This window comes from Thioclava marina, from assembly GCF_002020135.1.
Classification (GTDB): domain Bacteria; phylum Pseudomonadota; class Alphaproteobacteria; order Rhodobacterales; family Rhodobacteraceae; genus Thioclava; species Thioclava marina.
This window is the reverse complement of record NZ_MPZS01000003.1, coordinates 404209-418590: the sequence shown is the minus strand read 5'-3', so window position 1 is coordinate 418590 and position 14382 is coordinate 404209. Positions and strand designations below refer to the sequence as shown.

The 14382-nt window shown below is 64.2% G+C and carries 13 protein-coding genes; 1 reads left to right on the top strand and 12 read right to left on the bottom strand.

The window, feature by feature from the left end; all coding sequences use genetic code 11:
* Positions 1-3 precede the first annotated feature (3 nt).
* The 8 genes from BMG00_RS16250 to BMG00_RS16215 all read right to left on the bottom strand — a co-directional run bounded on the left by BMG00_RS16250 (position 4) and on the right by BMG00_RS16215 (position 10060).
* The gene (locus BMG00_RS16250; RefSeq protein WP_078530274.1) at positions 4-1326 is read right to left on the bottom strand and encodes a TRAP transporter small permease subunit; all 1323 of its coding nucleotides are present in this window, start codon (positions 1324-1326) and stop codon (positions 4-6) included.
* A 92-nt stretch (positions 1327-1418) separates the two neighbouring features.
* Positions 1419-2516 (bottom strand): TRAP transporter substrate-binding protein DctP, encoded by a 1098-nt coding sequence (dctP, locus tag BMG00_RS16245; protein ID WP_078530273.1) that lies wholly within the window; start codon positions 2514-2516, stop codon positions 1419-1421.
* Between the two features lie 308 nt (positions 2517-2824).
* The gene (locus BMG00_RS16240; protein WP_078575069.1) at positions 2825-4027 is read right to left on the bottom strand and encodes a M24 family metallopeptidase; all 1203 of its coding nucleotides are present in this window, start codon (positions 4025-4027) and stop codon (positions 2825-2827) included.
* 190 nt (positions 4028-4217) lie between these two features.
* Entirely contained in the window at positions 4218-5495 is a 1278-nt protein-coding gene (locus BMG00_RS16235) for an amidohydrolase family protein (RefSeq protein ID WP_078575067.1), read from the bottom strand.
* Positions 5495-6439 carry an ABC transporter permease gene (locus BMG00_RS16230; RefSeq protein WP_078575065.1) on the bottom strand — a complete coding sequence of 315 codons (945 nt, stop codon included), beginning with the start codon at positions 6437-6439 and terminating at the stop codon, positions 5495-5497. Before BMG00_RS16230 ends, BMG00_RS16235 begins: the two co-directional genes overlap by 1 nt.
* Complete coding sequence (locus tag BMG00_RS16225; RefSeq protein WP_078575061.1) at positions 6439-7488, bottom strand: ABC transporter permease; 1050 nt, start codon at positions 7486-7488, stop codon at positions 6439-6441. Before BMG00_RS16225 ends, BMG00_RS16230 begins: the two co-directional genes overlap by 1 nt.
* The gene (locus BMG00_RS16220) at positions 7478-9028 is read right to left on the bottom strand and encodes an ABC transporter ATP-binding protein (RefSeq protein ID WP_078575059.1); all 1551 of its coding nucleotides are present in this window, start codon (positions 9026-9028) and stop codon (positions 7478-7480) included. The genes BMG00_RS16225 and BMG00_RS16220 overlap by 11 nt, the downstream gene beginning before the upstream one ends.
* A 3-nt stretch (positions 9029-9031) precedes the next feature.
* A complete protein-coding gene (locus BMG00_RS16215) occupies positions 9032-10060 on the bottom strand; it encodes a BMP family protein (protein ID WP_078530267.1) in 1029 nt (342 codons plus the stop codon).
* On the opposite strand from BMG00_RS16215, the gene BMG00_RS16210 reads away from it, so the two are divergent.
* A complete protein-coding gene (locus tag BMG00_RS16210) occupies positions 10059-10247 on the top strand; it encodes a hypothetical protein (RefSeq protein ID WP_078530266.1) in 189 nt (62 codons plus the stop codon). The genes BMG00_RS16215 and BMG00_RS16210 overlap by 2 nt on opposite strands.
* Positions 10248-10310: 63 nt before the next feature.
* Here the strand turns inward: BMG00_RS16210 and BMG00_RS16205 are convergent, their stop codons facing one another.
* From BMG00_RS16205 to BMG00_RS16190, 4 genes are all read right to left on the bottom strand, one after another.
* Positions 10311-11531: a 3-hydroxybenzoate 6-monooxygenase gene (locus BMG00_RS16205; RefSeq protein ID WP_078575058.1), complete on the bottom strand. Its 1221-nt coding sequence runs from the start codon at positions 11529-11531 to the stop codon at positions 10311-10313.
* Between the two features lie 73 nt (positions 11532-11604).
* Positions 11605-12867 (bottom strand): TRAP transporter large permease, encoded by a 1263-nt coding sequence (locus BMG00_RS16200; RefSeq protein WP_078575057.1) that lies wholly within the window; start codon positions 12865-12867, stop codon positions 11605-11607.
* On the bottom strand, positions 12864-13358 hold the full coding sequence (locus BMG00_RS16195) for a TRAP transporter small permease (RefSeq protein ID WP_078575056.1): 495 nt from the start codon (positions 13356-13358) through the stop codon (positions 12864-12866). The genes BMG00_RS16200 and BMG00_RS16195 overlap by 4 nt, the downstream gene beginning before the upstream one ends.
* Complete coding sequence (locus BMG00_RS16190) at positions 13355-14344, bottom strand: TRAP transporter substrate-binding protein (protein ID WP_211274151.1); 990 nt, start codon at positions 14342-14344, stop codon at positions 13355-13357. The genes BMG00_RS16195 and BMG00_RS16190 overlap by 4 nt, the downstream gene beginning before the upstream one ends.
* Positions 14345-14382: the final 38 nt, after the last annotated feature.

Genomic DNA, 14382 nt, shown 5'->3' with positions numbered 1-14382 from the left:
TGATCAGCCCCTGCTCATCACGATCCGCAGATCTTGTGCGAATTTCGAAATGCCCTGCAAAACAAGCAGCAGAGCGCCGATCACCATGACCCATTTCATCGGCCACAGAGGCACCTCCCATTCGTTGAAGCTGATCTCGCCCCAGCGGATATTCGGATCGGTCCACTGCGCGAGGTTCCAGTTCGCCAGCATCTCGCCCGTGGGGATCTCGCCGCGTGCCCATTGCGAAATGAGCCCGTTGCCCGTCGGCACGGCGATCGCGTCCATCGCGAAGATCCACGAGGTCACCAGCAGGGTGCCCGCGAAGATGAAGAAGAAGACCGAGGTGAGCAGATCGACCCACGCCTTGCGCGGTTTCGACAGCGGCGCGTAGAAGATGTCGACGCGCACATGGCTCTCGGTCAGCATCGCATAGGCGCCCGAGATCAGGTATTGCATCCCGAACATCAGATACATCGCCTCATGCGCCCAGCTTGTCGGACTGTTGAAGACGTAGCGGCTGATGACCTCGAAATAATAGACGAAGACAGCGATGATCGCCCAGTAGCTGACAAACTCGCCCGCCTTGAGCGAGAGCCGGTCGATCCAGCCGGTCCAGCCTTGCGAGACATGGCGGGCGTCTTCCTTGCCCTCGGCCTCTTCGAGTTCCTCCAGACGGCGTTCGACCTCGCTTTCCTCTTCGTGCTCAGGCAGCGTGGCATTGGCGCGGCGCACCAGCATCGGCATCAGGAGCGCGTCAATCACGATCCCCGCCAACAGCACCCAGAAGGCATATTTCGAGATGCTGCGCCATTTCACGAGCATGGCGGAGGCGGTCTCCATCCGGGGCTGCGCCTCGGCGAGATCGGCCTTTGCCTTTTCGATCAGCGCCTCGCCCTCGGCGATCCGCTTTTCGGCCCGGTCGACGTTCCGCTGTGCGCGCTTCTGGGCGAAACTGCCCTCTTCGGTGGCGGCCAGCTCTGCGCGCAATTGCGGCAGATCCGCCTGCGCGCTTTCGAACCGTTCAGTCTCGCGGCTCAGGGAACGCTCCGCCACGCGCACGACGTTGTTCATGTCCGAGAGAACCCCGCGTGCCTCGTGGCCCTGCGAGTTCGCATAGAGGATGACGATGAATACCGGGATGAAGAGAAAGCCCAGAAGGCTCTTCACGTAGAAGCGATGCAGCCCCAGCATCCCACCGGTCACCAGAATGAAATAGCCAAGCGTAAGCGAATATCGCCGCTCGGTCTTGCGCGGCCGATTGGCCAGCGCCGCCGCAATGAGCGGGAACAGGATCAAACCCGCCCAATAGGCCCAATGCGGTAGAGTGAAGTCAATATTGGGCATTGCCCACCCCCTGTTGCCGGATCGCGCCCGGCTATAAGTTGAACCGGGCCCGCGCCAAAGGGCGGGCCCGTCCTCAGATCATGGAGATCCGCTCAGAGTTTCAGCTCGAGCCCGTCGACGAGTTCGGGCGTCACGTAGCCCAGCGAGCCGGACATCATGTAATCGAGCTGGATCTTGAAGACGCGCGCGCTGTCGGGATCGCGGTTCGCGTATTTGAACCAGATCGGCGCTGCGACTTCGGTCATCAGTTCAACATCGTCCTGGCTCAGGCGCGTGACCTCGGTGCCGTCGGCCTCGAACTTCTTCCAGGCTTCCTGGTCGGCTTCCTGGATCGCGGCGTAATGCATGTCCGAATAGACATGCGTTTCCATCTCGACGAACTGCTGCATCTGCGGGCTGAGCGCGTTCCACGCATCCATACCCACCGTCAGATCCATGATGTCGACCGGCTGGTAGAGCGACATGAAGCCGGGCGGGCCCATGACGATGTAGTTGGTCACCTGGCTGAACCCGAGCGCGTAGTTCACCGCAGGACCCACGTAATCGGCCACGTCGATCGTGCCCTTTTCGAGCGCCGGGAAGATCTCCGAGCCCGGAAGAACGGTGGTCTCGGCGCCGATTTCGCTGAACACTTCGGCAACCATGCCGCCGGGCAGGCGCATCTTGCGGCCGCGGAAGTCGTCGATCGAGCGGATCGGAACCTTCGAGTGGATGATATTGGCGTCGTGGTGGATCGGACCGACGAAATACATGCCCTGCTTGGCATAGAGCTCGCGTGCGATATCGAGCCCGCCAAGGCCATAGTAGAACGTGTCGAATTCCGACGGCTGACGCAGACCCAGCGGGATCGAGGTCAGGAAGGTCGCGGCGGGAATGATGCCCTGCGCGTAGATGGTGAACGGGTTCACCGCGTCGAGGACGCCGTTCTTCACCGCGTCGTAAAGCTGGAAATCACCCACGACGTCATTGGCGCCGAAAGGCTGGAACGCAAGCTCGCCGCCCGTCTTCTCGGCGATCGAGGCACACCAGTCCTTGAAGATCTGAAGCCCGACACCGCCGGGCCACGAGGTCTGGACCTTCCAGGTCGTGCCCTTGGCCTGCGCCCCTGCGATATGCGGTGCGGCGAGCGTTGCGGCCCCCGCAGCGGCCAGAGTGCGCAGAGCGTGTCTGCGATTCGTGATATGTTTCATGGTTCCTCCCCGTTTGAATGCGACACCGGTTGGCCCGGCACCTGCGATAAGGGGAGCAAAGATCACCGCGATTCTTGCCTTCAAACGAGATCGCGCGGCTGTGAGCCTTGGTGATAAGGTCACTCTCCGTTTCTCCTCAAAAACGGAAAGCCTCTTTTCTCCCCCTGTGATGCAAAGGTTTGCATGTGCCGTCGCATTTCGCAAGCGTTCACATGCACGGGAGGTTTCGTGAACATCACTTTGGCGATCTTCACTTTTTCAGCGGGATCCTTGGTGGCGCGGCACCAACGGCGCCGCGCCTTGCAGGCTTAGCCGACGACGTTGAAATCGGGGCCGTAGGGATAGCCGGTGATATTCTCGTTGCCCTCCTCGGTAATCACGAGGATGTCGTGCTCGCGATAGCCGCCCGCGCCGGGCTGGCCCTCGGGAATCGTCAGCATCGGCTCCATCGAGATCACCATGCCAGGCTCCAGCACCGTGTCGATATCCTCGCGCAGCTCCAGCCCCGCCTCGCGCCCGTAGTAATGCGACAGCACCCCGAAGCTGTGGCCATAGCCGAAGGTGCGGTATTGCAGCAGATCACGTTCGTCAAAGAAGGCATTGATCTTCTGGGTGATTTCCGCGCAGGTCGCGCCGGGCCTGAGCAAACTCATCCCGTATTCATGCGCCGCGACATTGGCCTCCCAGATCTTCAGGGACGCGTCATCGACCTCGCCCACGAAGAGCGTGCGCTCCAGCGCCGTGTAATAGCCCGAGATCATCGGGAAGGCGTTGAGCGAGAGGATATCGCCGCGCTCCAGCACCCGCCCCGTCACCGGGTTATGCGCGCCGTCGGTGTTGATGCCCGACTGGAACCAGACCCAGGTGTCGCGATATTCGGCCTCGGGGAAGCGCTTGGCGATCTCCAGCTCCATCGCGTCGCGGCCCGCCATCGCCACGTCGATCTCGCGGGTGCCTTCGCGGATCGCCTCGCGGATCGCGTAACCGCCGACATCGGCCACCTGCGCACCGTGACGGATCAGCGCGATCTCGGCGGGGGATTTGTGCATCCGCTGGCGCATCGTCGCGCCCGCGATGTCGCGGGTTTCGGCGGGGGCGAGGAACTCCTGCAAGAGCCCCGCCTGCGCCAGCGTCAGATGGTCGGCCTCGACCCCCACAACCTTGCCCGTGCCAATCACCGAGGCAATCGCGCGCCAGTAATTGTTCCGCGCCCAATCAGTATAGGTGATGTTGTCGCCATGACAGCGCCGCCAGGGCTGGGCCGCGTCGATCCCCGCCGAGATCGTGACGCTCTCACTCGCGGTCACGACCAGCCCGTAGGGCCGCCCGAAGCTGCAATAGAGAAAGCCCGAGTAATAGGCGATGTTGTGCATCGAGGTGAAAACGCAGGCCTCGACGCCCGAGGCCTCCATCGCGGCGCGCAGACCGGCAAGCCGCGCGTCATATTCCTCGGAAGCGAAGGGCAACACGCGGTCGCCCTGATGGAAACGGTAGAATTCGGGACGGTCCATCGACACTCTCCTTCACGAGGCCGCTCGGCCACGCGAGGGGCGATCTCCCCTCACCGCGGCAGCGGCAAAGCAAGATCCCGGCGTTCAGGACGGATCAACGGGCGCGCAAGCTGCGCTGGCGACGCCATCGCCTGCCCTCGGGAATGACACTGGCCGAGAAACGCGCCGCTGCCAAGCTCTCTCGCGCGGATCAGCGGCGCGGCGCGCGGCGGCGCACATTTTCCGGGCGACCGGGGATCGAAAGCCCGGAATCCCCACGAGGTGCGCGCGCGATCACCTTGCCCTTCGAGACCACCGCCAGCCGCGCGGGCCGCAGCCGGAGCGCATCGACCGGGCTTGCTGCATCCAGAACCACCAGCGAGGCTTTCGCCCCTTTCTTCAGCCCGTAATCCTCGAGCCCGATGATCCGGGCGTTGGTCTCGGTGACCATGGTGAAGCAGCGCGCCATTTCCTCGGGATGGGTCATCTGCGCGACATGCATCCCCATGAAGGCTACGTCGAGCATGTCCGCCGTGCCAAGGCTGTACCATGGATCAAGGACGCAATCCTGCCCCCACCCCACTGGGATCCCCATCGACTGCATCTCCTTCACCCGCGTTAGGCCCCGGCGCTTGGGGAAGGTATCGTGACGGCCTTGCAGCACGATATTGATCAGCGGATTGGGGATCGCCGAAATCCCGGCCTCCGCGATCAACGGCAGCAGTTTCGAGACATAGTAATTGTCCATCGAATGCATCGAGGTCAGGTGCGAGCCGACCACCCTTCCCTGCAAGCCCAGCCGCTGGGTCTCGAAGGCCAGCGTCTCGATATGGCGGCTCATCGGGTCGTCGGTCTCGTCGCAATGGATGTCGACGCGCAAGCCCCGTTCGGCGGCGATCTCGCACAGATCGGCGAGGCTCTCGGCCCCATCCGCCATCGTGCGCTCGAAATGCGGGATACCGCCCACCACCTCGACGCCCATGTCGAGCGCGCGGATCAGGTTCTCGCGTCCTGTCGGCGTGCGATAGAGACCGTCCTGCGGGAAGGCCACAAGTTGCAGGTCGATGTAATCCTTCACCTTCTCGCGCACTTCGAGCATCGCCGTCACGGTATTGAGGTGATCGGGCGTGGTATCGACATGGCTGCGGATCGCCAAGAGCCCCGTCGAGGCCGCCCAGTCGCAATATTGCAGCGCGCGCTCGACCATCTCCTCGACCGTCGCGATCTCGCGCAGCTCGCCCCAAAGCGAGATCCCCTCGAGCAGCGTACCCGAGGCATTCACCCGCGGCAGCCCATAGCTGAGCGTGGCGTCGAGGTGGAAATGCGGATCGACAAACGGCGGCGAGACCAGATCGCCCGAGGCGTCGATCACCTCGCGCGCCTCGCCCTCGATCTTCGGCGCGATCTCGGCGATCCGGTCGCCCGTGATCGCGATATCGGCGACGGTGCCATCGGGCAACGTACCGCCCTTGACGAGAAGATCGAACATCAACGTTCCCCTTTGTTGAACGGCACCATCAGGGCCGCAGGCACCTCGGCGCGGCGCGACATCAGCACGAGCGCGAGGATCGACAGGATATAGGGCAGCATCAGGAAGAGCTGATAGGGCACCACTGCGCCGATCGTGGTTTGTTGCAGGCGGATCTGCAAGGCGTCGAAGGCGGCAAAGAGGATCGCGCCGAGAAGCGCCTTGCCCGGCTTCCACGCGCCAAAGACCACCAGAGCGATGCAGATCCACCCGCGTCCGTTGACCATGTCGAAGAAGAAGCTGTCAAAAGCCGAGAGCGTCAGGAACGCGCCTCCCACCGCCATGAAGCCCGAGCCGACGATCACCGCGCCCATGCGGATCGCGGTAACCGACAGACCTTGGGCCGCGACCGCCGAGGGGCTTTCTCCGGCGGCGCGCACCGCAAGGCCCAGCGGCGTGCGGTAAAGGACGAGCGCGACGAGACCAACGAGGATAAAGGCTGCGTAGGTCAGCGGCGTCTGGTTGAACAGCGCAGGCCCGATCAGCGGGATTTTCGACAGGAGCGGGATCTCGACCGGCTGAAAGGCCGTGATCTTTGGCGGGGAGGAGACCTCGGGCAAAACCACGCGGTAGGTGTAGAAGGTCAGCGAGGTCGCAAGCAGCGTCACGCCAATCCCCACCACGTGTTGCGACAACCCGAACGGCACCGAGAAGATCCCGTGCAGCAAGCCAAACGCCATGCCCGTCACGAAGGCCACTGCGACGCCCCCCCAAAGCGGCAGACCCGCCCAGACCGCGATCCAGCCCGCGAAGGCGCCTGCGACCATGATCCCCTCGATCCCGAGGTTGAGCACGCCCGCACGCTCGCAGATCAACTCGCCCATCGTCGCGAAGATCAGCGGCGAGGCGATGCGGATCGCGGCGGCCCAGAAGGCAGCGGAAGTGAGGATCTCGAAAATGTCCATCAGTCCCTCACCACGCGGAATTTCGTCAGAAGGATCGCCAGCACCATCATCAGGAGCGCCGAGGCCAGCATGATATCGGCCAGATAGCTCGGCACATCGAGCGCGCGGCTCATCGCATCAGCCCCCACGAAGACCGCCGCGACGAACAGCGCCGCCGCCACGACCCCCAGCGGATGCAGCAGCGCCAACATCGCGACCACGATCCCGGTGTAGCCATAGCCGGGCGAGATATCGAGCGTGAGCGAGCCCTTCAGCCCCGACACCTCGGAAAAACCCGCAAGCGCGGCCAGACCGCCCGACAGAAGCGCGGTCTTGAGGATCACACCGGTCACCGGCATTCCGGCAAACCGCGCCGCTTCCGCATTCTGGCCCACCGCGCGCATCTCGAAACCAAGGGTCGTGCGCGTGTTGATGACCCAGAGCGCAATCGCCGCGATCAGCGCCAGCACGAAGCCCCAATGCAGCCGCAACCCGTCGATGATGCGCGGCAGGCGGGCCTCGGGGATCAGGCGCGGCGATTTCGGCCAGCCCATGCCCATGGGATCCTTCAGCGGCCCTTCGAGCAGGTAGCTGACGAAGAGCAGGAAGATGAAATTGAGAAGCAGCGTGGTGACGACTTCATCGACACCCAACCGGGTCTTGAGCAGCGCCGGGCCCAGCAGCAAGAGCGCCCCGGCCAGCATCGACAGCACCGCGATGGTTGGCAACAGCAGCGCGGCGGGCCATTGCAACATGCCAGTGCCGAGCACCGCGGTCACAACCGCGCCCGCGTAAAGCTGCGCTTCCGCCCCGATATTCCAGAGCTTCGCGCGGAAGGCCACCGCGACCGCGAGCCCGGTGAAAATCAGCGGTGTGGCGCGGTTGAGGGTCTCCAGCAGCGCGAATTTCGAACCCACCGCGCCCTTGATAATGGCCCCGAAGACCGCGAAGGGATTGCCACCGGCGATCAGCGCCAGAAGGCTCGCCACAAGGAAACTGCCCACAATGGCGAGCACCGGCGGCAAGAGCTTGCGCGCAAGGCTTGGGTCGGCGATCGGTTCAAGACGCATGGGCGGCCTCCGTCAGCGGGGCGAACCCCTCGCCCGCCATCCACTGGCCAAGCTCTTCCGCGCGCATCGTGCCGCGTGCGAAACCGGGGCTCAGGCGCCCCTCGGAAATCACGTGGATCACATCCGAAAGCTTCATGATCTCGTCGAGATCTTCCGAGATCAGCAGCACCGCCGCCCCCTTTTCGCGCGCCTCGGCAAGGCGTCCGTGCACGTAATTCACCGCCCCGATATCGAGCCCCCGCACCGGCTGGTTGGCGAGGATGATACGTGGCGCGGTCTCGAGCACGCGGCCGAGGATCAGTTTCTGCATATTCCCGCCCGAGAGCAGCCGAATGCGCGTATCGGGCCCGGGACAGCGCACGTCGTAGGTGGCGATCAACCCCTCGGCTTGCGCCCGCGCGCCCTTCCAGTCCATCCAGCCGTGACGGGCGAAATCGGAGGCGTAAGTCTCGAGAACCGCGTTCTCGGTCAGGTCGAAATCGGCAATCGTGCCAGTGTGGTGGCGGTCCTCGGGAATGCGCCCGATCCTACGGGCCAGAGCGCGGCGCGGCGACCAGTCGGCGACCGGCTCACCCGCGATCTCGAAGCTGCCCGCGACCGGATGGGCCAGCCCCGAAATCAGATCCGAGAGAGCCTTCTGCCCATTGCCTGACACGCCCGCGAGCCCGCTGATCTGGCCCGCATGAAGCGTCAGATCGGCCGCATGCAGCCCCGGCGCACGGCCCTCACCCCTGGTCGAGACGCCGGAAAGCCGCATCAGTGCGGGCCCCGGCGGCATCGCCTCGATCTTCGGCGCCGAAACCTCGCCGCCGACCATGAGCGCGGCCAGTTCCTCGCGCGATGTCTCGGCGGTCGCGTGCTCGGCCACCAGCTTGCCATGGCGCAGGACCACCGTGCGATCCGAGATCGCCATGACCTCGTGCAATTTGTGCGAGATGAAGACCACCGAAAGCCCCTGCCCCACCGCCTCGCGCAGCGTCGCAAAGAGCGCGTCGCTTTCCTGCGGCGTCAGAACGGCGGTCGGCTCGTCCAGGATCAGGATGCGCGCCTCGCGATAGAGCGCCTTGAGGATCTCGACCCTCTGCCGTTCGCCCACCGAGAGCCGCCCCACTTTCGCCTCGGGATCGACGGCGAGATGAAACCGCGTCGACAGGGCCTTGATCTTCGCCCGTGCCGCTTTCGCATCGAGCCGCAGCGCGCCCAGGGCCTGCGTGCCCAGCACGATATTTTCCCAGACCGTCAGGTTGCCTGCGAGGGTGAAATGCTGGTGCACCATGCCCACGCCCGCATCCAGAGCCGCGCGCGGATTGCCGGGCGGGAGAACCTGCCCGAACACTTCCACCTCGCCCGCATCGGCGGTGTATTGGCCGAAGAGGATGTTCATCAGCGTGGTCTTGCCCGCGCCGTTCTCGCCAAGCAGGGCAATCACCTCGCCCCGCTTCAGCTCGAAGCTCACATCGTCATTGGCCGTCAACGCGCCGAAGCGCTTGGTGATGTGGGAAAGGCGCAGAACGGTCTGCGCCTGCGCCTTGTCTGTCATGGATCAGGAGGATTTCGGCTCTGCGTCGTTGATCTCGACGGTGAAGCTGCCATCCATGATCTCGCCGCTGCGTTTGGCGACCAGATCGAGCGCCTCCTGCGGGATCTTGCCCTCGAAGGTGCCATAGGGCGCGAGCGAACAGCCGCCCTCCTTCATGAAGGAATAGATGCCGTAATCCTCGGCCGAGAAAGAACCCGCGCGCACCTGCTCGATCGCGTGATCAAGCGTCGGCTCGAAATGCCACAGCGCCGAGGCCACGACCGTGTCGGGGTAGTCGGATTGCGTGTCGATCACGTTGCCAATGGCAAGGATGCCCTTTTCCTTGGCCGCATCCGAGACGCCGAAGCGCTCGGCATAAAGCAGGTCCGCGCCGTTTTCGATCATCGCATAGGCGGTTTCCTTGGCCTTGGGCGGATCGAACCACGAACCGATGAAGGCGACCTGGAACTTGATCTCGGGGTTCATTTCGCGCGCGCCGGCCATGAAGGCATGCATCAGGCGGTTGACCTCGGGGATCGGGAAGCCGCCGACCATGCCGATATTGCCCGATTTGGTCATCGCACCCGCGATGATGCCCGACAGGTAGGAGGCGTCCTGGATGTAGTTGTCGAAGACCGCGAAATTCGGCAACGCCGCGTCGGGCTTGAAGGACGAGCCCAGCAGGAAGGCCACACCCGGATAGTCGGCGGCGACCTCGCGGGCCTCCTGCTCGACCGCGAAGGCCTCGCCGATGATCAGGTCGTAACCGCCCTCGGCATATTCACGCATCACGCGCGGATAGTCGGCATTCGCGGTGTTCTCGGAATAGGTATATTCGATATCGCCACGCTCTTGCGCGGCCATCGCGGCGATGTGGATGCGGCTGACCCATTGCTGCTCGACCGGAACGGTGTAGATGCCCGCGACCTTCAGCTTCTTGGCGTCCTGCGCGAGCGCGCGGCCCGGTGCGGTGCCGACAAGTGCGGCACCTGCAAGCGAGGACAGCAGGAAGGCGCGGCGCGAGGGCGAGAGAAAACGGGTCTTGGCAGCCATGGGTGATCTCCTGTTGATGGTGCGCGAAGTATTGCAGAGATTTGATCAAGTGGTGAAACTTTTTGCACAACCCGGTCAATTCTCTGACTTTCGCGAAGTCGCAAGGCGCGAAATTTTCGCGGCAGATGCCGCATTTCGGACCGGATTGCGCAAAAAACAGGCGACGATCTCGTGCCGCCGCACCTGAGTCACGAAAAACCCGGCCGCGCTGGGGGCGCGACCGGGGAATTTCCGTTCAATCCCGAGACGTTCAGGCGGCGTGCGCGTTGTGGGTCTCGGCCGAGACGGCACCCTCGAGACCGGTCGAGCCATAGAGCCAGTCGACGATGTCGTACCAGTTCTCAGGAGACTTGGCGCGCATCACGGCATTGCGCAGCTCGGCATGGGCCCCGGCGGGGTGATAGACATGCTGGCCGATCTCGCGCGATTGCAGCTGGACGCGGGCGGTGCGCAGCTCGCGCAGGTCCTGATAGCGGCGGAAGGCGACGTCGAGATCGCCATGCGCTTCCATGCAATGCGCAAGCGCCACGGCATCTTCCATCGCCATGCAGGCCCCTTGCGCGAAATATTGCAGCATCGGATGGGCGGCATCGCCCAGCAGGACCACCCGCCCGTCGACCCAGTTCGTCACCGGATCACGATCGCACAGCACCCAGCGTTTCCAGTTCTGGCCACGGTCGATGATCTGTCGCGCGACGGGGGCGACATGTTCGAAACCCTTCTTCACCTCTTCATGGGTGACCGAGACACCTGCCTCGGGCGACGGCGCGTCGTTGTGGTAGGTCACGACGAGGTTGAACATCTTCCAGCCCTTGAGCGGGTAATGCACGATATGGCATTTCGGCCCGGCCCAGAGCGTCGCGGCGTTCCAGCGCAGATCTTCGGGCATTTCCTCGGTCGGGATCACCGAACGGTAGGTGGTGTGACCCGAGACGCGCGGTGCGCCGTCGCCCACCACCTTCTTGCGGATATTCGACCACAGGCCGTCCGCGCCGACCAGCATCCGGCCCGTGACCCGCTCGCCGTTGGCGAGGATCGCGGTGGCCGAGCTGCCGTCCTGTTCGTAATCGACCACTTCGGAATTGGTCCGCAGGCCGACGAGCGGATGCACTTCACAGGCGCGCAGGAAGACGCTGTGCAGATCGCCGCGATGGATCACCGCGTAAGGGTTCTTGAAGCGCGCGCGGAAGGCCTCGTCGAGCGGGATGCGGGTGATCTCGGTGCCGTCGATCGCGTCCATCAGGCGCAGATTGTCGATATAGACCGCCATCTCGCGGGCCTGATCGCCCACGCCGAGATAGTCGAAGGCGTGGAAGGCGTTCGGGCCGAGCTGAATGCCCGCGCCGATCTCGCCAAGCTCGGGCGCCTTTTCCAGCACGAGCGAGCGAAAACCTTTCTGGGCAAGGCCGATCGCGGTGGCAAGCCCGCCGATACCGCCGCCCGCGATCAGGATGGGTTGGTCTTGGGTCATGACAAGTCTCCTCCTTTGGCCGCGGCGGAACCGGGCCCGGTGTCAGGGTAAGATGATGAAGGAATGGCCCGCCTCAGAACGGGTGGACCATCCAGGGCAGGAAGATCGTCGTGAGGATCACGAGGATCGTGGCCAGCACGTAAGGCATGACCAGTTTCGAGAGCTGAAGGATCGGCACGTTCGACAGCGCCGCGGCGATGTAAAGCCCCGTCCCCACCGGCGGGGTGAGCAGTCCCAGCACGAGCGTCAGGCTCATCATCACGCCAAACTGGATCGGGTCGATGCCGTATTGGTTCATCGCGACCGGCAGAAGGATCGGCGTCAGGATGATCAGCGCCGCCACCCCGTCGAGGAACATTCCCACCACCATCAGCGCGCCCATGATCAGCAGCATGAAGATCGTGGGATCGTCCGAGAGCGAGGTGATGAAGGCCGTAACCGCCTGGGGGACCTGATTGTAGGTCAGCACCCAACCGAAGACCTTGGCCGCCATGATCAGGAACAGCACGATCGCAGAGTTCGACACGGTCCGGTCGATGATCGCCGGGATCGCGCGCAGCGGCAGCTCGCGGAAGACGAGGCCGCCGAAGACGAGCGCCACCACGATCGCGGCCGCGGCACTTTCGGTCGGGGTGAAGATCCCCGCAGAGATCCCGCCGACGATGGTCAGCGGAATGAGCATCGTGGCCAGCCCCGGCAGCGTCGCCTTCCAGCGCGGGATATCGGGCAGCCCTGCGCCCGCGGCCGCCGGGTCGTGATTGCGCCCCGCCTGCCACATCGCGATCCCGACCATCAGCACGAACAGCATCAGCCCCGGCATGATGCCCGCCGTGAACATGTCCGCGATCGAGACCTGCGCGATCACGCCATAGATAATGAAGACCATAGAGGGCGGGATAATCGGCCCCAGCAGACCGGCCGAAGCCGTGATCGAGGCGGCATAGCCACGCTTGTAGCCGTCGCGCTCCATCTCGGGGACGACAACGCGGCTCATCACCGCCATCTGCGCTGTGGCCGAGCCCATGATCGCCGCCAGCGCGAGGTTCGAGACGAGGTTCACGATCACGAGGTTATGCGGAAGCCGTGTGAGCCAGACCCGCACCGCAAGGATGATACGCCGGGTCAGCCCGCTTTCATTCATGATCTCGCCCAGCAGAACGAAGAGCGGTATCGCGAGCAGGTCGAAATTCTCGACCGAGCCGAAGGCGATCTGCGGGATCGCCGAGAGGATCGCGGTGTTGCCCGAGAAGGCCACGAAAGCGAGGGTCGCGCCGATCAGCACGAAAGCGATCGGCATGCCCGTGAGCATCAGCGCAAGGAAAACACCGCCGGTCATGCGAGCCTCCCCGTGATCCGGGCCACGGCATCGCTCAGATGGCCAAGGACATGAATGAGCGCGGTCGCGCAGAAGATCGGGAAAATCCAGAAGAAAGGCCATTTCGGCCAGCCGGTGGTGATGACCTGCTCAAATCCGACCGAGGGACCGGTGACCCAGGCAATGCCGGCCTTGAGCAAGAGCCCCAACATCCCCGCGATCAGCGCCCAGATCAGCACATCGACCCAGAGCCGGGTCACGCGCGGCAGTTTGTCGACCATCAGCGTCACTCCGATCTGCGCCTTGTCTCGGATCGAGATCGAGACCGCGACGAGGGTCAGCCAGACCAGCAGGATCGCCGCGAGCTCTTCGGCATAGACGATCGGCTTGCCCGCGAGGTAGCGCATGGCGACATTCACCACGATCAGGCCCACGAACAGCACGACCAGGGCCCGGCTGGTCCAGCGTTCCAGCCGGACCAGCCCGCCCGAGAGAGCGGGAAACAGTCTCACTGACCTTGCTCCGCGGCGACTTCCTGCTGGAACGCGGCGATCAGCGGGTATTGCGCGAAGCTTTGCGCGACCGCGTCGTCGGCGGCGGCGAAGGCCTTGGCGCCATCGTCGAGATGCACGATCTCGAGCTTGCCCTCGAGGGCGGCGAGGTTCGATTTCTCCGCCTCGACCTGTTGGGCCGAGCCCCAGGCGAGCGCCTCGTCGACAACCTTCTGGAAGGCCTCCTGGTCGGCAACCGACAGGCTGTTCCAGGTCGGGTTCGAGACCATCATCACCGCCGGGAAGGCCATGTGATTGGTGATCGTCAGCCCCTTGGCCACCTCGTCGAATTTCAGGCCGACCAGCGCGTCGAGGTCGATGTCGATCCCGTCCAGAAGGCCGGTTTGCAGCGCCTGATAGACCTCGGTGAGGTTCACCGGGGTCGGCACCGCGCCGATCTCGCCCCACCAGACCTTCATCGCCGGGAAGGGCACGATGCGGATCTTCTTGCCATTGAGATCATCGACCGAGGTCGCGGGCTTGTCCTTCATCAGGATCTGGCGCATCCCGGCGAAAGTGTAGCCCATGCCGTGTAGGTTCGCGGCCTGGAGCTCGTCAAGCATCTGGCCTGCCGCCGGAAGGCTTGCGGCCTTTTCCGCCTCGGTCACGTCGCTGAACAGGTAGGGCGTGAACCAGCCCTGCATCGAGGGCGCGCGCAGCGAGGTGATCGCCGCCGTCATCAGGCCCGCATCCAGAAGACCCGCCGACATCTGCTGGAACATCTCCTGTTCCGAACCGAGCTGGCCCGCGGGGAAGACCGAGACAGTCAACTCGCCATTGGTGGCCTCGGGAAGCTTCTCGGCGATCCGGTTGGCGACCTTGGTCCAGACGTGGCTGGGCGGCGTGATCAGCCCCATGCGCAGGTCGCGCGCCTGTGCGACACCGGCGGCCACGGTGGCCATCAAGGCGCCGATCAGCGCGGATTTGGTGAGTTTGGCGAATGTCATGGCGTATCCTCCCTGTGCATGACGGTCTCGTTGGATGG

Bases quoted from the DNA above. Each gene is read 5' to 3' on its own strand.
- BMG00_RS16250 (WP_078530274.1), bottom strand. From the start codon at position 1,326: ATGCCCAATATTGACTTCACTCTACCGCATTGGGCCTATTGGGCGGGT.
- dctP (WP_078530273.1), bottom strand. From the start codon at position 2,516: ATGAAACATATCACGAATCGCAGACACGCTCTGCGCACTCTGGCCGCT.
- BMG00_RS16240 (WP_078575069.1), bottom strand. From the start codon at position 4,027: ATGGACCGTCCCGAATTCTACCGTTTCCATCAGGGCGACCGCGTGTTG.
- BMG00_RS16235 (WP_078575067.1), bottom strand. From the start codon at position 5,495: ATGTTCGATCTTCTCGTCAAGGGCGGTACGTTGCCCGATGGCACCGTC.
- BMG00_RS16230 (WP_078575065.1), bottom strand. From the start codon at position 6,439: ATGGACATTTTCGAGATCCTCACTTCCGCTGCCTTCTGGGCCGCCGCG.
- BMG00_RS16225 (WP_078575061.1), bottom strand. From the start codon at position 7,488: ATGCGTCTTGAACCGATCGCCGACCCAAGCCTTGCGCGCAAGCTCTTG.
- BMG00_RS16220 (WP_078575059.1), bottom strand. From the start codon at position 9,028: ATGACAGACAAGGCGCAGGCGCAGACCGTTCTGCGCCTTTCCCACATC.
- BMG00_RS16210 (WP_078530266.1), top strand. From the start codon at position 10,059: ATGGGTGATCTCCTGTTGATGGTGCGCGAAGTATTGCAGAGATTTGAT.
- BMG00_RS16215 (WP_078530267.1), bottom strand. From the start codon at position 10,060: ATGGCTGCCAAGACCCGTTTTCTCTCGCCCTCGCGCCGCGCCTTCCTG.
- BMG00_RS16205 (WP_078575058.1), bottom strand. From the start codon at position 11,531: ATGACCCAAGACCAACCCATCCTGATCGCGGGCGGCGGTATCGGCGGG.
- BMG00_RS16200 (WP_078575057.1), bottom strand. From the start codon at position 12,867: ATGACCGGCGGTGTTTTCCTTGCGCTGATGCTCACGGGCATGCCGATC.
- BMG00_RS16190 (WP_211274151.1), bottom strand. From the start codon at position 14,344: ATGACATTCGCCAAACTCACCAAATCCGCGCTGATCGGCGCCTTGATG.